The sequence below is a fragment of the Terrabacter terrae genome, from assembly GCF_039529575.1.
Classification (GTDB): domain Bacteria; phylum Actinomycetota; class Actinomycetes; order Actinomycetales; family Dermatophilaceae; genus Terrabacter; species Terrabacter terrae.
This window is the reverse complement of the sequence record NZ_BAAANB010000021.1, coordinates 1675923-1695730: the sequence shown is the minus strand read 5'-3', so window position 1 is coordinate 1695730 and position 19808 is coordinate 1675923. Positions and strand designations below refer to the sequence as shown.

Sequence of the window (19808 nt, the reverse complement as noted above, 5' to 3'; positions counted from 1 at the left end):
GGGCGACGCGACGACCCCTATGATGCGAAAGGATTTCCCGTAGGTGTCGACGACGACCGGAGGATCTTCGCCGTGAATGCAGTGTCCACGCCCGACGACCGGGTGGCCTCGCCCGTCGGCCTGCACCGGGTCCTCGAGCCCACCGACGACGACATCACGCTCCCGCAGACAGCCCGGCGCCTCGACGCCCGCCCGCAGCTCTGGCCCGACGAGGTGCGCATCGCCGTCGACACGCTCAACCTCGACGCCGCGTCCTACCGTCAGCTGGCCGAGAAGCACTCCGCGGACGGGCTCATCGACGGGGGAGCGGTGCGCGCGGAGGTCCTCGACATCATCGCCACGCGCGGCAAGATGCAGAACCCCGTGACCGGGTCGGGCGGCATGCTCATCGGCACCGTCGAGGAGGTCGGCCCCGAGAGCCCGCTGGGCCTGCATGCCGGTGACAGGGTCGCGACCCTCGTGTCGCTGTCGCTGACGCCGCTGGCGGTCACCGACCGCCTCGAGCGCTGGGACGGCCTCTCCGAGCAGGTCCCGGCCCGCGGACACGCCATCCTCTTCGGGCGCAGCATCGCCGCCCGGCTGCCCGACGACCTCGACCCGCGCCTCGCCCTCATGGTCATGGACGTGTGCGGCGCGCCCGCGCTCGTCGAGCGGGTCGTGGGGGAGTATGCCGCCCGCGGCGTCGGGCCCACCGTCGCCGTCCTCGGCGGGGCGGGCAAGTCGGGCTCGCTGTCGCTGGCCGCGGCCCGTGCAGCCGGGGCCGGCCGCACCATCGGGGTCGTCCCCGTCGAGCGCGAGCGGGTGGCCCTCGAGGTCAGCGGGCTGGCCGACGCCGTGGTGCTGGCCGACGCGCGCTCTCCCCTCGGCCTGTCCGCGGCCGTCGAGACCGCAGGGGGCCCCGCCGACGTGACCGTGGTCTGCGTCGACGTGCCCGGGTGCGAGCAGCCCGCCATCCTCGCGACCGCCCAGGGCGGCACGCTCATCTTCTTCAGCATGGCGACGAGCTTCGCCGCCGCCGCGCTCGGCGCGGAAGGCCTGGCCGCGGACGTGCGCATGCTCATCGGCAACGGGTTCGTGCCCGGGCACGCCGAGCTGGCCCTGTCGCTCCTGAGAGACGTACCGGCGGTCCGGACGCTGTTCGAGTCGCGTCTCGCGCACGAGACGGCAGGATCTGACGCATGAGCCGCTCCTCCGCCCTGCTCGACCTCGACCCGGCCGTGGTCCGGCGGGCCCGCTCGCTCGCGCGCAAGGCGGCAGCGCCCGTCGTCGAGATCGCCAGGAGCCACACCACGGTGTCGGTCGAGCGGGCCACGCTGCGCCTCGCCGGCCTCTCCGGCGCCGACCACGAACGCGTGCCGTGGGTCAACCACCTCGTCACCGCCGTCCGCGACGCGGTCGGCCTGGAGCACGGAGCGACGACGCCCGTCTACGACGCGCTGCTGCGTGGTGAGGCCCCGGACCTGACGACGCTGGCCCAGAAGGCGGCGAGCGGCAACGTCGCCTTCCGCCTCCCGACGGGGCGCGAGGCTGCGGCCGCGCGGCGTGCCGCCGCCAAGGGGGTCGGCGCCGGCCTGCGCACCATCGACCGCGCCCGCGCGACGCGGGAGCGCCTCGTGCGGCGTCACGGCGACCCTGCCAGCAAGCCGTGGATCTACCTCATCGTCGCGACGGGCGACATCCACGAGGACATCCCGCAGGCCCAGGCGGCAGCCCGGGAGGGCGCCGACGTCATCGCCGTCATCCGCTCGACCGGACAGTCGCTGCTCGACTACGTGCCCGAGGGGGCCACCCGTGAGGGCTTCGCCGGCACGTACGCCACTCAGGAGAACTTCCGGCTCATGCGCGCCGCGCTCGACGACGTCAGCAGGGAGCTCGGTCGCTACGTCCGCCTCACCAACTACGCCTCGGGCCTGTGCATGCCCGAGATCGCGGCGCTCGCCGGCATGGAGCGTCTCGACATGATGCTCAACGACTCGATGTACGGCATCCTCTTCCGCGACATCAACCCGATCCGCACCTTCGTCGACCAGCGCTTCTCGCGGCAGGTGCACGCCCGCGCCGGCATCATCATCAACACCGGTGAGGACAACTACCTCACGACCGCCGACGCCGTCGAGGCGGCGCACACGGTCACGGTGAGCCAGCTGCTCAACGAGGAGTTCGCCAAGGAGGCGGGGCTGGAGGACTGGCAGCTGGGCCTCGGCCACGCCTTCGAGATCAACCCGGACCTGCCGGACAGCTTCCGGATGGAGCTGGCCCACGCCCTGCTGGCGCGCACCCTCTTCCCGGACGCCCCGCTGAAGTGGATGCCGCCGACCAAGCACATGACGGGCGACATCTTCCGCGGCTACCTCCTCGACGGCTTCTTCAACCTCGTCGGGGCCATGACCGGCCAGGGCATCCTGCTCGTCGGCATGATGACCGAGGCCGTCGTCACCCCGTTCCTGTCCGACCGGGACCTCGCCCTGCAGAACGTCCGCTACGTCATGAACGCCGCGAGCGGGCTGGCCGAGGACTTCCATCCGCCACGCGACGGGTTCATCCAGACGCGGGCCCGGCAGGTCCTCTCCGAGGCGGTGGACCTGCTCGACCGCATCGTGAGCGACACCGACCCAGCCGGAGACGCGCCGCTGCTGGCGGCGATCGCCGACGGCACCTTCGGCCTGATGAAGCGTCCAGCGACCGGGGGCAAGGGGCTCGACGGCGTCAGCAGGCGCGCCGACGACTACGACAACCCCGCGATCAGCGCCCTCGACGCGTGGCGACCGCCCGCCGGCTCACGGCATACGCCCTCGGAGGGGGTCGCTCGATGAGCAGGGTGATCCGGCCCTACGGAGACACGACGGGCGACGGGATGGTGCAGGTGTCGTTCACCCTGCCGCTGCCGCACGACAAGCTGGCCGAGGGCGCCGCGCTGCGGCTGGCGCGCAAGATGGGTCTCGACCCCGCCCTGCTCGTCCACGCCAAGGCGATGGGCCCGGACTTCACCTTCTTCGTCGTCTACGGCAGCTCGACGCACCTGGTCAACCTGGACGAGGTGCACGTCGTCGAGCGCGAGTACCCGCTGCTCTCGGCCAAGGACGCCAACCTCGCCATCCGCCGGCAGCTGCGCCGCAAGCTCGTCGTCGTCGGCGCGTGCATCGGCACGGACGCGCACACCGTCGGCATCGACGCCATCCTCAACATCAAGGGCTTCGCAGGGGAAAAGGGACTCGAGTACTACCGGGAGGTCAAGGTGGTCAACCTCGGCGCCCAGGTGCTCGTGCCGGACCTCGTCGCGCGGGCCCGCGCGGAGAAGGCGGACGCGGTCCTCGTCAGCCAGGTGGTCACGCAGAAGGACGCGCACCTGCACAACACGAGCCAGATGTCCGCGGCGTTCCGCGAGGCCTATCCCGCGGGGCAGGTCCCGATCCTCGTCGTCGGCGGCCCGCGCTTCGAGGAGGGCTCCGAGACGACGCTCGGGGTCGACCGGATCTTCGGCCGCGGCACGACCCCTGCCGAGGTCGCGAGCTACCTCGTGCACGAGATGACCGAGCGAAAGGCGAGATGATGACCGAGGCCCAGGACCCGCGGACGATCCGCCCGACGACCCGCCCGACGACGAAGGCCACCGTCGGGATGCGCGTGACGCACCGCCGCTACGTGCCCTACTCCTACGCCCACTACGCCGGCAACCTCGTCGACGGCGCCTACTCCCTGGCCGCCTTCGGTGACGTCGCGACGGAGCTGTGCATCGTGACGGACGGCGACGAGGGGCTCTTCGCCTCCTACAGCGACGTCCAGTTCCGCTCGCGGGTCCAGGCCGGTGACGTGATCGAGATCTCGGCCGAGCTCGTCCGCGTCGGCCGGCGCTCGCGGGAGATGGACTTCGAGGTGCGCGTCGTGGCCCGCGGCGACGAGGAGGGCGGCGGTTCGGCCGCCCGGGTGCTCGACCCGCCGGTTGTCGCCACCACGGCGCGGGGCGTCGTGGTGGTGCCCTGACCGCCGAGCTCGGCGCCGGGCAACATACGGTGGTCCCGTGCTGCGTCTCCTCCTGTCCATGCTCGGCGGCGGGCTGCTCTGCTTCGCCTTCCCGACGTTCGACGTGTGGGTCACGGCACCGCTGGCGCTCGCGCTGTGGGCGTGGTCGTGGACCGGAACGGGTGCCCGGCGCGGCTTCCTGCTCGGGCTGGCCGGGGGCCTCGTCTTCTTCGTGCCCACCCTCAGCTGGTCGGGCATCTACGTCGGCTCCGTGCCGTGGATCGCGCTGGCCACGCTGGAGGCGCTCTTCGTCGCCCTCGCCGGAGCGCTCTACGGCTGGCTGAGCCGCCGCGGGACCGTCCGCCCGGTCGCCTTCGCCCTCGTCTGGGTGGTGACGGAGGGCCTGCGCGGGCGCGCGCCCTACGGCGGCTTCCCGTGGGTGAAGCTCGCCTTCAGCCAGGCCGACTCGCCCTTCGGGCGCCTCGTCGCGCTCGGCGGGGCACCGCTCGTCGGCTTCGTCATCGCCCTCAGCGCTGGCCTGCTCTCGCTCGCCGCGCAGCGGGTGCTCGCCCGGCACGCCCGGGGGAGTGGACGCGTCGAGACCGAGGCGTCCGGCACCACCTCCTCCCGTATGCCGTCACGCGCAGTCTGGCTCCCGGCGCTCGCCGTGCTCGTGCTGGGCCTCGCCGGGTTCGCCGTGCCGCTGCCCACCGACGGGCCGGCCGTGCAGTTCCTCGGGGTGCAGGGCAACGTGGCCCGCCCCGGCCTGGAGTTCAACGCCGAGCGACGGGCGGTGCTCGACAACCACGTCGCGGCGACGCTGAAGGCGCAGCAGGACGTCGCGGCCGGCCGGGCGCCGGCGCCGGACCTCGTCGTGTGGCCCGAGAACGCCTCCGACATCGACCCGCTGCGCAACGCCGACGCCAAGGCCGAGATCCTCCAGACGGTGCAGAGTCTGCAACGGCCGCTCATCGTCGGCGGCCTGCTCGAGGAGCCGGTGGGGTACCTGTCGAATGTCGCGCTCCTCTTCGAGCCCGGGAAGGGCAACACCGACCGCTACGTCAAGCGCCACCCGGTGCCGTTCGCCGAGTACATCCCGAACCGGTCCTTCTGGAGGAACTTCAGCAAGGAGGTCGACCTCGTCCGGAACGACTTCGTCCCCGGCCCGCAGCCGGGCGTCTTCACCGTCACGACCGCCGGAGGTCGGCAGATCCGGGCAGGGCTGGCGATCTGCTTCGAGGTGGCCTACGACGACATCATGCGCGACGCCGTGCAGGCCGGCGCGAACGTGCTCGTCGTGCAGACCAACAACGCGACGTTCGGCTACACCGCGGAGTCGCCCCAACAGTTGGCGATCAGCCGCGTGCGGGCCATGGAGTTCGGCCGGTCGGTCGTGCACGTCTCGACGGTCGGCCAGAGTGCGCTCATCACTCCTGACGGAACCGCGCACCAGGTGACGTCGCTTTTCACACAGGCGGTGGTCCGAGGGGCACTACCCTTGCGAGACGCCACGACACTGGCGACCCGGCTGGGGGAGGCCCCGGAATGGGTTGCCGCCGCCGCGCTGCTGACGATGCTCGCCCTCGGGCTCCGCGGTGGTCGCCCGGCGACGTCGCCGACCGTGCCGGTCACTGCGCCGGACCGAATCCCGGACCCAGATCCGGGCCCGACCCCGGGCCCGACCCCGGGCCCGACCCCGGGCCCGACCCCGGGCCCGACCCCGGACCCGACGCCGGAGCCGACGCCGGAGCCAACGAAGGAGCAGGATGACGACGACGCACCGTGAGCCCGTGACCCGAGTGGCCGTGCTCATCCCGACCTACAACGAGCGGGACAACCTGCCGGGCATCGTCGCGCGGGTGCGCGCGAGCGTGCCCACTGCCGACGTCTTCGTGCTCGACGACGGCTCACCCGACGGCACGGGCCAGGTCGCCGACGACCTGGCCGCTGCCGACCCCCAGCTCCACGTCGTGCACCGCACGAGCAAGGAGGGCCTCGGCAAGGCCTACCTCGCCGGCTTCGCCATCGTTCTCGAGCGCGGCTACGACGCCGCCGTCGAGATGGACGCCGACGGCTCGCACCTGCCCGAGCAGCTCCCGTCGCTGCTCGCGGCCCTGCCCCGGGCCGATGTCGTCATCGGCGCCCGCTGGGTCAAGGGCGGCGAGGTGCGCAACTGGCCGCTGCGCCGCAAGGTGCTCTCGGTCGGCGCCAACATCTACACGAAGGTGCTGCTCGGCATGGCGGTCAACGACGCGACGGCCGGCTACCGCGTCTACCGGGCCAGCGCATTGCGGACCATGGGCCTGCAGGGCGTCGAGTCGCAGGGCTACTGCTTCCAGATCGACCTGACGCTGCGTGCGGTCCGCGCCGGCCTCACCGTCGTCGAGGTGCCCATCACGTTCGTCGAGCGGGAGGTGGGGGTCTCGAAGATGGGCAAGGACATCGTCCGGGAGGCGCTCACCAGCGTCACCCGGTGGGGGCTCGAGCACCGCGTCGGCCAGCTGCGCTCGGCCGTCGGCAAGGTCCGCGAGCGCGAGCCGGTGGGGAAGCGGTCATGACTGCCACGCCCCGGCCTTCGCGCACGCGGCGCGTACGCCTGACCCGGCTCGCCGTGGCCGCGCTGCTCGTGCTCCCGATCCTCGAGATCGTCGTGATCGTGGCGGTCGGGCAGTGGATCGGCGGCTGGGCCACGTTCCTGCTGCTGGTGGCCACCTCGCTGCTCGGCGCGTGGCTCATCCGTCACGAGGGCGGGCGGGCCTGGCGTGAGCTGCAGCAGGCGGTGCGCAGCGGCCGCATGCCGGCGCGCGAGATCGCGGACGGCATCGTCGTGCTCGCCGGCGGGTCCCTCCTGCTCATCCCGGGTTTCGTCACCGACGTGCTCGGGCTCCTCCTCGTCCTGCCGTTCACCCGACCGGTCGCCCGCAGCCTGCTCGCCGCGGTCATCTCACGCCGCCTGCTCGCCCAGACGGAACGCTTCACCGGGCCGCGGGTCACGGAGCAGCCGAGCGGCACGGGCTGGTCGGAGCCGGACCCGCACGGACCGCAGCGCTCGGGCAGCAGCGACGAGGTGGTCGAGGGCGAGATCATCGACGAGGACTGACGCGCCGGTCGCTCCGTCCGAGGTGGTGGCGACATCGTCTGAGGCTCGGCATCACCTCCACGCGATCACCTGGCCCGGCGTCCGGCATACGGCAGGCGAGAAGCCCGCCCCCACGAACGGGACGGGCTTCTCGGTTGTGCGGTCTGTGTCGGCCGTCAGGCCGTCTTGCGGCGCCGAGGCTTCTCGCCACGGGACTCGCGCAGCAGCGTCAGGCGCTCCTCGAGCAGCTCCTCGAGCTCCGGGATGGAGCGACGCTCGAGCAGCATGTCCCAGTGCGTGCGCTGGTGCTTGACCGGCTTGGCCTCCGGCTCGGGGCCGTCGCCCTGCAGCTTGGCGTCGAGGCCGCAACGGCACTCCCACGTGGAGGGGATGTCGGCCTCGATCGAGAAGGGAAGCTCGGTGCGGTGTCCCTGCGGGCAGACGTAGATGGTGAGCTGACGCTCACTCGGGACGACGTTCTCGTCGGATTCCATGCTCCTCGCACCGAGGTTGGAACCGCGTAGTGCTCGATCGGCCATCTGGACCCCTCCAAGACTCTGCCCTGTGACACCTCTGTCGGTGTCATACCCTCACAGACGCTTGAACGACCGAATACGCCGCCTTGTTCCCCGGGCGGACGTCGAATTGTAAGCGGACCTCAGACGACGAGCGGCACGGGGTTGCCAGCCTGCTCGATGCCCTCGCGCATGCGGACCCGGGAGAGCAGGGCGCCGCCGAGGGCGAAGAAGACGATGAGAGCGATGATGGCCCACCGGTAGCTGAGGGTGAACTGGTAGACCAGCCCGAAGATCAGCGTGCCGAACCAGCTCGTGCCGCGCTCCATGGCCTGGTAGAGGCTGAAGTACTCCGCCTCGCGGCCGCGGGGGATGAGCTGGCTGTAGAGGGAGCGCGAGAGCGCCTGTGTGCCGCCGAGCACGATGCCGATGAGCAGGGCCAGGGCGAGGAAGATCACGAGCGACTTCGACGGGACGAGGAAGGCGAAGACGACGACGACGGTCCACAGGCCGAGCCCGTAGAGCACGGTGCGCCACGCGCCGATACTGGCGGCAACCCGGCCGAAGAGGCGCGCGCCGAAGAAGGCGACGAACTGCACGAAGAGGAAGACCCCGAGCACGGTCGTCTCCGAGAAGCCGAGCTCCTTGGAGCCGTAGACGCTCGAGCTGCCGATGACCGTCTGGATGCCGTCGTTGAAGAAGAGGTAGGCGAGCAGGAACAGCTTGGTCTGCGGGTAGTTGGCGAGGTCGCGGAAGGTGGTGCGCAGCTGCGCGATGCTGCCGCCGACGATGCCCGCGGAGCGCGACACCGGCGTGTCGACGGTGCCCTCGAGATGGCGCAGACCGAGGTAGGGGATCAGGGTGAACCCGCCCCACCAGAGCCCTGCGGACAGGATGCTGATGCGGGTGGACAGGGCGCGGTCGAGGCCCAGGTCGGTGTGGAAGAAGTCGAGGGCGAAGTTGAGCGCGAGCAGGGTGCCGCCGCCGAGGTAGCCGAAGGCCCAGCCCTTGGACGAGACCCGGTCGCGCTCGTTCTCGTTGGCGATGCGGCACAGGATCGAGTCGTAGACCACCAGGGAGGCCCCGAGGCAGATCCCGGCGACGACGACCAGCAGCGCCCCGAGCTGCCAGTTGGTGCCGGCGACGAGGAACATCAGGCTCGCCGCGAGGGCGCCGACCCAGGCGAAGCCGGCGAGCAGCCGCGTCGGCCGGGGACTGCGGTCGGCGACGGCGCCGATGAAGATCAGCACGACGGCCGACAGGAGCGTCGTGAAGGTCACGGTGAAGAACCACAGCGAGCCGGGCGCCACCGGGATGCCGAGCACCGACAGGTCCGTCGCGCAGTCCTGGCCGGAGGGGAGGCCTGGGCACGCCGCCTGCTCGGCCACCGACGTCAGGTACGGGCTCATCAGCACCGTTGCCGTGGTCGTGACGTAGGCCGAGTTGGCCCAGTCGTACCAGTACCAGGCGCGCTGCTCACGCGTCTCCGGGCGTGCGGCGTTGACGACGACGTGCGACATGGCAGGACTGTCCCACACGGCCGGGCGACCCGGGCAGGGTCGGCGGCCAACACGCCGGAGACGGCGTCGGGCCGGGACGAGCAGTGACTTTAGTGCTAAAATGAATGCGTGAGCGCGGTTCCGGGGGACGAGGTCGGCGAGATGGTCGAGGCGTGGGGGCGAGAGCGCCCCGACGTGGACGCCTCGTCGATCGGCATCATCACGCCCGTCTGGCGACTGGCCGCGATCGTCATGGACCATCGGGCGCATGTGCTGGCCGCCCACGGGCTCGACCAGAGCCATCTCGACGTCCTCGTGACGCTGCGGCTCAGTGGCGCACCGTACCGCCTCAGCGCCGGCGAGCTGTCCCGGCGGTGTCGGGTGACGCCCGGAGCCACGACGCAGCGGGTGCAGGCCATGGAGCGGCTCGGCCTGGTGGCACGGGTCCGTGAGGAGCCGGACCGCCGGACGGTGCACGTGCAGCTGACACCCGACGGCTCGTCACGGCTCGACGGCATCATTGCCGAGGTCATGGCGGGCGACGAGGCGCTGCTCGTCGGGCTGCAGCCCGACGAGCGCGCGACGTTGGAGTCGTCGTTGCGCACGTGGCTCAGGTCGCTCGAGACCGGCGCGGCGCGGCTCCCGGAGAAACCCTTGTAACGCCGATAATCGACATTATGTCATTTCGCTGATCGCAAGCCCTCCTCGTCCGTCCCGCCGTCGACGTAGACGCCTCCCGCGCCCCGTAGCCTTGGCCGCGATGCAGTGTGACTATTTCGACGCCGCCGGGTGCCGCTCGTGCACCCTCATGGGCGTGCCGTATGCCGTCCAGCTGGACGACAAGCAACGCCACGTCCGCGACGTGCTGGCACCGGTGACGCCGGGTGTCGCCTGGCTGCCCGCGCACGCCGGTCCCGAGGCGCAGTTCCGCAACAAGGCCAAGCTCGTCGTCGGCGGCTCCCCCGGCGCGGTGACCGTCGGGATCCTCGACCGCGGCGGCGCCGGCATCGACCTGCGCCACTGCGGCCTCTACGAGCCGGGCCTCGCGGAGCTGGTGCCGCGGGTCGCCGGCCTGCTCGACGCGCTGGGCCTCGAGCCCTACGACGTGCCGGCGCGCCGGGGCGAGGTCAAGCACGTCCTGCTCACCCACTCCCCCGACGGGGAGGCGATGCTCCGCTTCGTGCTGCGCTCGCAGAAGCATCTGGCGCTGCTGCGCTCACGCCTGCCGCGCGTGCTCGACGCCCTGCCCGAGGCGCGGGTCGTGTCGGTCAACCTCCAGCCGGAGCACAAGGCCGTCACCGAGGGCGACGTCGAGGTCATCCTGACCGAGGCCGACGTCCTGCCCATGCGCCTCGGCGGCGTCGAGCTGTTCCTGCGTCCCAACAGCTTCTTCCAGACCAACACCGGCGTGGCCGCCGGGCTCTACCAGCAGGCTCGGGAGTGGGTGGCCCGGATCGACCCCGCCGTCGTCCTCGACCTCTACTGCGGCGTCGGCGGTTTCGCGCTGCAGGCCGCGGTCGCGCCGGGTCGGACCGACCGCGTGGTCCGGGGCGTGGAGGTCGCCCCTGAGGCCGTCGCCTCGGCACGGCGAAGCGCAGCGGCGTTGCGCTCGTCCGGGGCGACCGGCGCCGACCTCGCCTTCACCGTGGGCGACGCCACCGACGTGACGGCGCTGCCCGGGGTGACCGAGCGTGCCGACACCGCCTCGCTCGTCGTCGTCAACCCGCCCCGACGCGGGATCGGCCCGGCGCTGGCCGCCTGGCTCGAGGCATCGGCGGCCACCCACGTCCTCTACTCCAGCTGCAACGTCGACTCCCTCGCTCGCGACCTCGCCGCCATGCCGTCACTGCGGGCCCGCGACGCACGCCTGTTCGACATGTTCCCCCAGACCTCCCACCACGAGGTGGCCGTGCTGCTCGAGCGGGCCGACGGTGCCGGCGCCACCTGACCAGCACCGGTCGGGCGATGAGGGCGGCGGGACGGAGCCCGAACGCCTGGACCGGGTGCGCCGCCGGTTCCGCGAGTTCGGCAGCGAGTACGCGTCGTTGCCGCTCTACGGCGCCGTGAGCCGGAGCGTCGCCGAGGACCCGCCGACAGCAGAGCTGCTGGTCGCGGCGCAGCCCGGGCAGGCGCGTCCGGTGCTGTGGTTCGCCGCCCTCCACGACCTCGTGCTGCGGCAGCCCGACGTCCGGGCGGCCCGGTGGTACGCCAACGTGGTCGGGCGTGACTCCCTGGCCGCCGGCGACCCCTGGCCCGGCGTGCGCGCCACCGTCCTCGAGCACGCCGAGGAGCTGCGCCACCTGATCGCCACCCGGACCACGCAGACCAACGAGGTCAACCGCAGCGTGTACCTGGCGGCAGGACTCGCAGCCGCAGGACGCCTGAGCGGCGAGGGCTCCCCGGCTCCCGCCCCCGCAGTCGCTCCGGTTGCCCTCGTCGAGCTCGGGGCCAGCGCAGGCCTGCTGCTCGGGCTGGATCGCTACCGCGTCACGACGGTGACGACCGACGGCAACCGGAGCTCGGTCGGCGACGCGGCGTCTCCGGTCCGGTGCGAGGGGCTCGACCGGTCGGTCGGGCATCGCGCCCTGGGGCCGTTGCCACAGGTCCTCGGGCGCGCCGGCGTGGACCGGGAGCCCGTCGACCTCGAGGACGAGGACGCTGTGCGGTGGCTGCTGGCGTGTCTCTGGCCGGACGTGCCGGGACGCGTCGAGCGGTTCCGGACGGCGCGGCAGCTCATGCGCTCCCGTCCTCCCCTCGTCCTGCAGGGCGACCTCGTCGGCGACGTCGCGCGAGGGGTCGACGCAGCGCGTGAGCAGGCCCGTGGAGTCGGAGGCGTCGAGCACGTCGTCGTCTACAGCTCCTGGGCGCTGACCTACGTCGACCGCGACCGACGAGCAGCCTTGGCGCAGAACCTGGCCGGGATCGCCGGGACCGTTCCGCGGCTGACCTGGCTCACGGCCGAGCCGCCCGGCTGCGTGCCCGGCCTGCCCGACGACGACCCGCGCACGGAGGGTGCCCCCACCGTCCTCGGCCTGCGGACCTGGGTGGCCGGCGTCGAGGCCGAGCCGCGCCTCGTCGGCGTGGCCCACCCGCACGGTGCGTGGGTCGACACGTGGTGACGCCGAGCGGTCACGGCACGAACATCATAATGTCGATTATGGGCGAAAACGGTTGTGCCACAAGGTGATTCATGAGGACTAGAACCGGCGCGGCTGGGGCGGAGCCTCGACGACCCACCACGCCGCATACGGGCTGAGGGAGGCCAGGCCATCCGCCCCGCCGAAGACTGGGTGTCCGCCGATCGCGTCGAACGGCCGCTCGATCCCCGCGTCGGCGAAGTGCCGGACGTCCACCGTGCGCCACGTGGAGGTCACGTTGTACGCGCACACCATCGACCCGCTGGGATGCGCCCTGACGACGACGAGCACCCCGTCGTCGCTGTCCGGGACGACCTGCACGACGGCGGAGGCGTGCAGCTGCGGCAGGCCCGCGCGGACGCGGGCCAGGTGGCGCAGCCCCTGGAACACCTTGCCGGCGGTGGTGTCGAGGTCCGCCCGCTGCGCGGCCACGTCCCAGTCGAGGCGCTCCCGGTGCACCCAGCGGTTGTCGTCCTCGTGGCCGGGCTCCCGGTCCCATCGCGGGTCGTTCGGCAGTCCGAGCTCGTCCCCGCTCCACACGACCGGTATGCCGCCCCATCCGGCCACGACGGCGTGGGCCAGGAAGAGGCGTGCCAGGCCCAGGTCGCGCCCGGCGAGGTCGTCGGCCTCCTCGCCGGCCTCCTCGCCGGCCTGCAGCCCGGTCAGGGCCGCGGCAGTCCCACTGATCCGCTTGTCACCGGTGGCCGGGTTGGCCTGGAACACCAGACCGCGCGCCCACGAGCCGGGGAACTCGCCGGCATACCAGTCCGAGAGGAACCGCCGGTGCGCGAAGCCGTCGAGGCCTGCCCGCGCGGCGTCCTCGTCGTCGATCGCCCACCCGATGTCGTCGTGGCAGCGGACGTAGCAGATCCAGGTCCCACTGGGCGGCGTGGGTGGCAGCGCCGACAAAGCGACTCGGGCCAGCTGCGTGCTGCCGGTGGCGAGCATCGACCAGACCTGCACCATGAGGCTGTTGTGATAGGCGAGGTCGCTGACCCGGCCGACGTGCGTGCCGATGCCGAGGTACTGCACGAGGTCGCGGGGGCCGACGATCGCCTCGGCCTTGAACGCGAGCGCCGGGCAGGCGATCCGGGCGACGGCCCGCAGTGCCTGGGCCACCGCGTGCACCTCGGGCTGGTTCTGGCACGTGGTGCCGAGCCGTTTCCACGTGAAGGCGATGGCGTCGAGGCGCAGCACCTCGACCCCGAGGTTCGCCAGGTGCAGCACGATCTCGGCGTACTCGACCAGCACGTCGGGGTTGGACCAGTCGACGTCCCACTGCCACTGGTTGAAGGTGGTCCAGACCCAGCCCTCGAGCTCGTCGTCCCACGTGAAGTTGCCCGGCGCGAAGTCGGGGAACACCTCGGGAAGGGTGCGCTCGTAGGCGTCGGGCACGACCCGGTCGGGGTAGACGTGGAAGTAGTCGCGGTAGTGCGACTCCCCCGCCCTGGCGCGGCGGGCCCACTCGTGCTCCTTGGCCACGTGGTTGAGCACGAGGTCGAGCACCAGGGAGATGCCCTCACCGCGCAGTGCCCTCGTCAGCGCCCGCAGGTCCTCGGTGTCGCCGAGGTCGGGGCGGATGCGCCGGTAGTCGGCCACGGCGTAGCCGCCGTCGTTGTCGCCCTCTCGCGGCAGCAGCAGCGGCATGAGGTGCAGGTAGGTGACCCCGAGCTCGCGCAGGTAGCCGAGGCGACCGGCCACGCCGTGGAGGTCGTCCGCGAAGCGGTCGGTGTAGCAGGCATAGCCGAACATCTCGGGCTGCTGGAGCCAGTCGGGACGCAGCAGGCGTCTCTGGTCGAGGCGGCGCAGCTCCGGGTCGCGTTCACGGAAGCCCGTGACGGCACGCTCCAGCAGCCGCAGGGCGAGCGTCGACACGTCGCGCTCGGGGTAGAGCGTGGCCAGTGCCGCGACGAGGTCGTCGCCCCAGCGCTCCAGGCGCAGCCGGATCGTCTCCTGCTCAGCGGGGTCGAGCCCCGCCAGCAGTGCCGTCATCGACTCCCGCGTCGGCGCGTGGCTCATGGCCCGATTGAACAGCACGGGAGGCGGCCCGCGACAGAGGTGGCGGCCGCGGGAGGACGTGTCACTCGAAAGGCGCGGGGTCCCCGGCTCCGACCCGCGTCACCACGGGATAGCCCTCGGACCAGTCCACCACGGTCGTCGGCTCGAGCCCGCACTCCCCCGAGTCGATGACGGCGTCGATGACGTGGTCGAGCTGGTCCTTGATGAGCCACCCCTCGGTCATCGGCTCCTCGTCGTCGGGGAGGAGCAGCGTGCTCGAGAGGATCGGCTCGCCCATGGCCTTGAGCAGCTCGCGGACGACGGGGTGCTCGGGGATGCGGACGCCGACCGTCTTCTTCTTCGCGTGCAGCAACCGCCGGGGCACCTCCTTGGTCGCCGGCAGGATGAACGTGTACGGCCCGGGTGTGGCCGCCTTGATGGCGCGGAAGACGGCGTTGTCGAGGTGCACGAACTGGCCGAGCTGCGCGAAGTCGGCGCACACCAGGGTGAAATGGTGCTTCTCGTCGAGGCGGCGGATGCGCAGGATGCGCTCCTTGCCCTCGGGGTTGTCCAGGGAGCAGCCGAGGGCGAAGCACGAGTCGGTCGGGTAGGCGATGAGGCCGCCGGACCGCAGGATCTCGACCGCCTGCCCGATCGCCCGGGGCTGCGGGTCAACGGGATGGACGTCGAAGTACTTCGCCATGGGCCAACCCTGCCATGCTGGGCCCATGACGGAGCAGACGGGTGAGCACACAGGACAGAGCGACGGTGAAGGGGCCACCGACTCCACCGACTCGCCTGACTCCGTGCAGGTGGTCGACAACCCGGAGCAGGGGCGGTTCGAGCTGCGCGACGGAGATGACGTCATCGGCGTGGCGGCCTACGCCGTCGTCCCCGGTGGCGGTGCCGACCAGCCCGAGCGGGTGGTCTTCTTCCACACGGAGGTGCGTCCCGAGTACGAGGGGCAGGGCCTCGCGGGTCGCCTCGCCTCGCACGCGCTCGACCGGACGGTGGAGTCCGGTCGCTCGATCGTGGCCCTCTGCCCGTACATCAAGGAATACGTCGAGCGTCACCCGGAGCCGTATGCCGCCCACCTCCAGAAGCCGACCCGCGCCGACGTGGAGGCGGCCAAGCGGGCGAGCGCGGGCTGAGCGGCGGGTGACCGAGAAGTGAGCGACGAGTGAGCCGCCCGCACGTCGTCGTCGTCGGGGGCGGCATCGTGGGGTCCGCCGTGGCACGACGCCTCGCGCTGTCGGATCCGCGCCCGGACGTGACGCTCATCGAGAAGGAGCCCGAGCCCGCCCGGCACCAGACGTCGCGCAACAGCGGCGTCGTGCACGCCGGCATCTACTACGCGCCCGGCTCGGCGAAGGCGACGCTGTCACGAGAGGGGGTCCGGCGGCTCAAGCAGTACTGCACCGAGCGGGCACTGCCCTACGAGGAGGTCGGCAAGCTCGTCATCGCCCTCGACGAGACCGAGGAGACGCGGCTGCGCGACATCGAGGCCAGGGCGCTCGCCAACGGGGTCCCGGGCCTGCGCTGGCTCGACGCCCGGGAGCTGCGCGAGATCGAGCCGCACGCGGTGGGCCGAGCCGCGTTGCACTCCCCCACCACCGCGATCACCGACTTCTCGCAGGTGGCCTCCGCCATGCTCGACGACGCGAAGGGGGCGGGGGCGCAGGTCGTCACCGGATTCGAGGTCGTCGCTCTCGAGCGTCGGGGCGAGACCGTCGACGTCCGCGCCGCCGACGAGCGCGCCCTTCGCGCCGACCGGGTCGTCCTTGCCGGCGGCCTGTACGCCGACCGGCTGGCGATGCTGGCGGGCGACGGCCCGAGTCCGGCGATCGTGCCCTTCCGGGGCGAGTACCACCGGTTGTCCCCCTCCGCGGCGAAGCTCGTGCGTGGCCTCGTCTACCCGGTGCCCGACCCGCGCTACCCGTTCCTCGGCGTCCACCTCACCAGGCGGGTCGACGACACCGTGCTGCTCGGCCCCAACGCCGTGCTCGCGACGGCACGCGAGGGATACCGCAAGCGCGACGTCGACCTCGAGGTGCTCAGGGAGCTGGCGGCGTCTCGCGGGTTCCGGCGCCTCGCCCGCGCCAACGTGCGCACCGGGGCCTACGAGGTCGTCGGCTCGCTCAGCCGCCGTGCGTTCGTCCACCGGGCCCGGCGCTACGTCCCCGCGATCGCCGACTCCGACGTGCTGCCGGCTGCACCGGGGGTGCGCGCCCAGGCCATGGACCCGGACGGCTCGCTCGTGGAGGACTTCCGGTTCAGTCGGGTCGGCCCGGTCCTGTGCATCCGCAACGCCCCGTCGCCCGCGGCGACCGCCTCCCTGGCCATCGCGGACATGATCGTCGAGCAGCTCGACCTCGGCTGAGCGCGCTCACTGCTTGCCGAAGTAGGAGCTCGCGTTCATGGCCTCGATCACCGAGGGCGTCTGGTGCAGGCCGACGGCGTAGCCACCGAGGTCCTTGACGGTGTCGGCGACACCGATCACGGGACTGACGAGTCCCCAGGGGGTGGGATGCAGGTCGGGACCCTTGACGGGGTTCAGCGCGATCTGCGTGCCGAGGGCGTTGGGGAGCACGCTGTCGCCGATCGGGGGCACGTGGTCGACGAACGACCCGAGCGGGTTCTGCAGGGTCGTGAGGATCTCCCCGCGAACGTGGTAGTTGCGGATCTGCCCGGAGGCCAGACCGCCCTCGCCGTGGCTGAGGCCGAGGGCGGCAGCCACCGTGTTGGGGTGCACTCCGGCCGCGTTGAACGTGACGGCCGGCACGTCGGTGGCGACGGAGGCCGTGCTGGCCAGTCCACCGCCGAGCGAGTGCCCGGTGAGCACCATGTTCTCGCTGCCCACCCCGGCAGCGAGCTGTTGCGCCAGCGCGATCGCCTGCAGGTGCTGTGAGCTGGGCCGGCCCACGCCCTGCTGGGCGTTCGCCTCCCAGTCGGCGGCGCTCTTCGGGTCGGTGCCGGCGAAGGCCAGGACGTAGTGGCCCTGCTCGTCGCGGTAGATGTTCGCGTCGAAGCCGCCGGGTCCGCTCAGGGCGCGCGGGTCGATGCCCAGGGACTCCAGCTCGGACGGCTCGAGCGGGTGGTAGGTCTCGGTGCCCGTGCCGTCGTAGACGCCCTGGGCGAGCTGGGCGAGCTCGAGGTCCAGCTGGTGCGGCATGGTGCCCCGGAGGCCGTCGGCGAACGGCGGCAGGGACGGTCCCGTGCCGCCGCTACCCGGCAGGCCGCCCGGGAAGCCCGGGACGGTGCCCGGTGCCAGTGGGAGGAGGGCGCCGGGCTCGAGGAGGGGGCCCGTGGTCGTGCTCGCGGTGCGCTGGGCACGCGCGTTGTCGCCGAGCCGGCGTGCCAGTCCGTCGAGGGTCGATCCCAGTGAGGACAGCGCCTCGGCCGTCGAACGCCAGCTCTGCTGGGCCGCCTCGGCATCGGCGCCGCCCCACGAGCGGCCGATGGCGGCCAGGGCTCTCGTGCCGTTGGCGCGGATGCCCTCGACCTCGCCGGCGCATGCGCTCAGCTCGCGGGCGGTACGGTCCAGAGCCTCCGGGTCAGCACCCTTGCGGTAGAGCACGCGGTCCTCCTGTCGACGGTGGCCCCACCGTAGGGGGTCCCCGACGAGGGGGCCATGGGGAGCACTCCCCGGCCGCGTGCGTTCGGGTCGGTCGGTGCCGGTCGGGGGCACGCGACACCAGGCACCACCGGCATGCCGGCCGTCGCCGGACGACGACGTGCCCGGTCAGCCACAGGGCTGACCGGGCACGAGACGTGGACGCCTGGGTTCAGGCGCGCAGGTCGGTGAGCATCGCCTCGAACGGGGTGACCTGCTCGAACGGGTCCACCCGAGCGGCCCGAGGCGCGCCGGAGACGAGCGCCGCGAACGACGTCCCCGCCCGCTCGATGCGCTCACCGAGTCGCCCGGCCTCGACGCTGCCCCAGTCCTCGCTCGCGGCGAAGACGGCCACCGGCGCGACGAGGGCGCCGAGGTGTGCGAAGAGCGGTCGAAGCGCGTGGTCGATGGCGAGCGAGTGGCGCGCTGTCCCGCCCGTCGCCCCGAGCAGAACCGGGGTGTCGCGCAACGCGTCCTTCGGCAGGACGTCGACGAGCATCTTGAACAGGCCGCTGTACGACGCGGCATACACGGGCGTGGCGACGACGAGCGCGTCGGCCTCGGCGATCGCGTCGAGCCGCACCTGCAGCTCGGGGGACGCGAACCCGGTCAGCACGTTGTTCGTGACGTCGTGGGCGACGTCGCGCACGTCGACGACCTCGACGACGACCTCGGCCACGCCGTGAGCGCCGAGCGCCCGGACGGTCGCCTCGGTGAGGCGGTCGGCGAGCAGGCGCGTCGACGACGGCTCTGTCACGCCGGCCGTGATGACGGCGAGGTGGAACGCGGTCTGCGTGCTCACTTGGTCACCTCCACGGTGGTCTGCGTGCGGGGGCTCGGGTCGAGCGAGGCGCCGGTGACGTCGTCGCCCTCGGCGTGGACGGTGGTGTCGTGCGCGCCACCGGCTGCGGCCACCCGGCCGGCGTGGGTAGGGGCGTCGGGCACGTGGGCGGGCTTGAGGGCGGCGAACTCCCTGCGCAGCACGGGCACGACCTCCTCGCCGAGGATGTCGAGCTGCTCGAGCACGGTCTTGAGCGGCAGGCCGGCGTGGTCGACGAGCCACAGCTGGCGCTGGTAGTCGCCGACGTAGTCACGGAAGCCGAGGGTCCGCTCGATGACCTCCTGGGGGCTGCCGACGGTCAACGGCGTCTGGCGGGTGAACTCCTCGAGGGAGGGGCCGTGGCCGTAGACCGGGGCGTTGTCGAAGTAGGGGCGGAACTCGCGCACGGCGTCCTGGCTGTTCGTGCGCATGAATACCTGGCCGCCGAGGCCGACGATCGCCTGGTCGGCGCTGCCGTGGCCGTAGTGCTCGAAGCGCCGCCGGTAGAGCGACACCATCTGCTTCGTGTGGCTGGCCGGCCAGAAGATGTGGTTCGAGAAGAAGCCGTCGCCGTAGTACGCAGCCTGCTCGGCGATCTCGGGGCTGCGGATCGAACCGTGCCAGACGAACGGAGGTATGCCGTCGAGCGGGCGCGGCGTCGAGGTGAAGCCCTGCAGCGGGGTGCGGTACTTGCCCTGCCAGTCCACGACGTCCTCGCGCCACAGCCGGTGGAGCAGGGCGTAGTTCTCGATCGCGAGCGGGATGCCGTCGCGGATATCCTTGCCGAACCAGGGATAGACCGGACCGGTGTTGCCGCGACCGAGCATGAGGTCCATGCGCCCGTCGCTCACGTGCTGGAGGTATGCGTAGTCCTGGGCGATGCGGACCGGGTCGTTGGTCGTGATGAGCGTCGTCGACGTGGAGAGGACGATTCGCTCGGTCTGGGCGGCGATGGCGGCGAGCAGCACGGGCGGGTTTGCCGGGGCCGCGAACGGCGGGTTGTGGTGCTCCCCCGTCGCGAAGACGTCGAGCCCGACCTCCTCCGCCTTCTTGGCGATGGCGACCGTGGCCTTGATCCGCTCGTGCTCGGTCGGCGTACGACCGGTCGTGGGGTCGGTGGTCACGTCGCCGACGGTGAAGATCCCGAACTGCATGTGTCCCAGCTCCTTTAGTTGAGGATTCAATCG

19 protein-coding genes are annotated in these 19808 nt (G+C 72.1%); 12 read left to right on the top strand and 7 right to left on the bottom strand.

Features of this window, described 5'->3' with window-relative positions:
- The first annotated feature begins 72 nt into the window (after positions 1-72).
- From kdd to ABD194_RS18125, 7 genes are read left to right on the top strand one after another with little or no spacing between them, the layout of a single operon-like run.
- Positions 73-1182, top strand: coding sequence for an L-erythro-3,5-diaminohexanoate dehydrogenase (kdd, locus tag ABD194_RS18155; protein WP_343993958.1), 1110 nt, complete (start codon positions 73-75; stop codon positions 1180-1182).
- Entirely contained in the window at positions 1179-2813 is a 1635-nt protein-coding gene (kamD, locus tag ABD194_RS18150) for a lysine 5,6-aminomutase subunit alpha (protein ID WP_343993956.1), read from the top strand. Before kdd ends, kamD begins: the two co-directional genes overlap by 4 nt.
- Positions 2810-3550: a lysine 5,6-aminomutase subunit beta gene (gene kamE / locus ABD194_RS18145; protein ID WP_343993954.1), complete on the top strand. Its 741-nt coding sequence runs from the start codon at positions 2810-2812 to the stop codon at positions 3548-3550. Before kamD ends, kamE begins: the two co-directional genes overlap by 4 nt.
- Positions 3550-3981 carry a 3-aminobutyryl-CoA ammonia lyase gene (gene kal, locus ABD194_RS18140; protein WP_343993952.1) on the top strand — a complete coding sequence of 144 codons (432 nt, stop codon included), beginning with the start codon at positions 3550-3552 and terminating at the stop codon, positions 3979-3981. Before kamE ends, kal begins: the two co-directional genes overlap by 1 nt.
- Before the next feature lie 37 nt (positions 3982-4018).
- A complete protein-coding gene (lnt, locus tag ABD194_RS18135; protein WP_343993950.1) occupies positions 4019-5746 on the top strand; it encodes an apolipoprotein N-acyltransferase in 1728 nt (575 codons plus the stop codon).
- Entirely contained in the window at positions 5727-6518 is a 792-nt protein-coding gene (locus ABD194_RS18130) for a polyprenol monophosphomannose synthase (protein ID WP_343993948.1), read from the top strand. The genes lnt and ABD194_RS18130 overlap by 20 nt, the downstream gene beginning before the upstream one ends.
- Positions 6515-7060, top strand: a complete 546-nt coding sequence (locus tag ABD194_RS18125; RefSeq protein ID WP_343993946.1) for an FxsA family protein — start codon at positions 6515-6517, stop codon at positions 7058-7060. The genes ABD194_RS18130 and ABD194_RS18125 overlap by 4 nt, the downstream gene beginning before the upstream one ends.
- A 155-nt stretch (positions 7061-7215) precedes the next feature.
- Here ABD194_RS18125 and ABD194_RS18120 read toward each other — a convergent pair whose 3' ends face one another.
- Positions 7216-7578, bottom strand: coding sequence for an RNA polymerase-binding protein RbpA (locus tag ABD194_RS18120; protein WP_343993944.1), 363 nt, complete (start codon positions 7576-7578; stop codon positions 7216-7218).
- Between the two features lie 119 nt (positions 7579-7697).
- Positions 7698-9074, bottom strand: a complete 1377-nt coding sequence (locus ABD194_RS18115) for an MFS transporter (RefSeq protein WP_343993942.1) — start codon at positions 9072-9074, stop codon at positions 7698-7700.
- A 108-nt stretch (positions 9075-9182) separates the two neighbouring features.
- On the opposite strand from ABD194_RS18115, the gene ABD194_RS18110 reads away from it, so the two are divergent.
- The 3 genes from ABD194_RS18110 (at position 9183) to ABD194_RS18100 (ending at position 12172) form a co-directional block, all read left to right on the top strand.
- The gene (locus tag ABD194_RS18110) at positions 9183-9713 is read left to right on the top strand and encodes a MarR family winged helix-turn-helix transcriptional regulator (RefSeq protein ID WP_343993939.1); all 531 of its coding nucleotides are present in this window, start codon (positions 9183-9185) and stop codon (positions 9711-9713) included.
- 100 nt (positions 9714-9813) lie between these two features.
- Positions 9814-11001: a methyltransferase domain-containing protein gene (locus ABD194_RS18105; protein ID WP_343993937.1), complete on the top strand. Its 1188-nt coding sequence runs from the start codon at positions 9814-9816 to the stop codon at positions 10999-11001.
- A complete protein-coding gene (locus ABD194_RS18100) occupies positions 10985-12172 on the top strand; it encodes a DUF2332 domain-containing protein (protein ID WP_343993935.1) in 1188 nt (395 codons plus the stop codon). Before ABD194_RS18105 ends, ABD194_RS18100 begins: the two co-directional genes overlap by 17 nt.
- Positions 12173-12250: 78 nt before the next feature.
- On the opposite strand, the gene ABD194_RS18095 is transcribed toward ABD194_RS18100, so the two are convergent.
- A complete protein-coding gene (locus ABD194_RS18095; protein ID WP_425580007.1) occupies positions 12251-14209 on the bottom strand; it encodes an alpha-amylase family protein in 1959 nt (652 codons plus the stop codon).
- Positions 14210-14270: 61 nt separating this feature from the next.
- Complete coding sequence (locus tag ABD194_RS18090; protein ID WP_343993933.1) at positions 14271-14891, bottom strand: L-threonylcarbamoyladenylate synthase; 621 nt, start codon at positions 14889-14891, stop codon at positions 14271-14273.
- A gap of 25 nt (positions 14892-14916) precedes the next feature.
- Here ABD194_RS18090 and ABD194_RS18085 point away from each other — a divergent pair, with 25 nt between their 5' ends.
- Together ABD194_RS18085 and lhgO are read left to right on the top strand one after the other, a co-directional pair.
- A complete protein-coding gene (locus tag ABD194_RS18085; protein ID WP_343993931.1) occupies positions 14917-15339 on the top strand; it encodes a GNAT family N-acetyltransferase in 423 nt (140 codons plus the stop codon).
- A gap of 29 nt (positions 15340-15368) precedes the next feature.
- Entirely contained in the window at positions 15369-16568 is a 1200-nt protein-coding gene (lhgO, locus tag ABD194_RS18080; protein WP_343993929.1) for an L-2-hydroxyglutarate oxidase, read from the top strand.
- 6 nt (positions 16569-16574) lie between these two features.
- Here the strand turns inward: lhgO and ABD194_RS18075 are convergent, their stop codons facing one another.
- The 3 genes from ABD194_RS18075 to ABD194_RS18065 form a co-directional block, all read right to left on the bottom strand.
- Positions 16575-17765, bottom strand: coding sequence for a WXG100 family type VII secretion target (locus tag ABD194_RS18075; RefSeq protein WP_343993927.1), 1191 nt, complete (start codon positions 17763-17765; stop codon positions 16575-16577).
- Positions 17766-17973: 208 nt separating this feature from the next.
- Positions 17974-18603, bottom strand: coding sequence for a CE1759 family FMN reductase (locus ABD194_RS18070; RefSeq protein ID WP_343993925.1), 630 nt, complete (start codon positions 18601-18603; stop codon positions 17974-17976).
- The gene (locus ABD194_RS18065; RefSeq protein ID WP_343993923.1) at positions 18600-19775 is read right to left on the bottom strand and encodes an LLM class flavin-dependent oxidoreductase; all 1176 of its coding nucleotides are present in this window, start codon (positions 19773-19775) and stop codon (positions 18600-18602) included. The genes ABD194_RS18070 and ABD194_RS18065 overlap by 4 nt, the downstream gene beginning before the upstream one ends.
- Positions 19776-19808 lie beyond the last annotated feature (33 nt).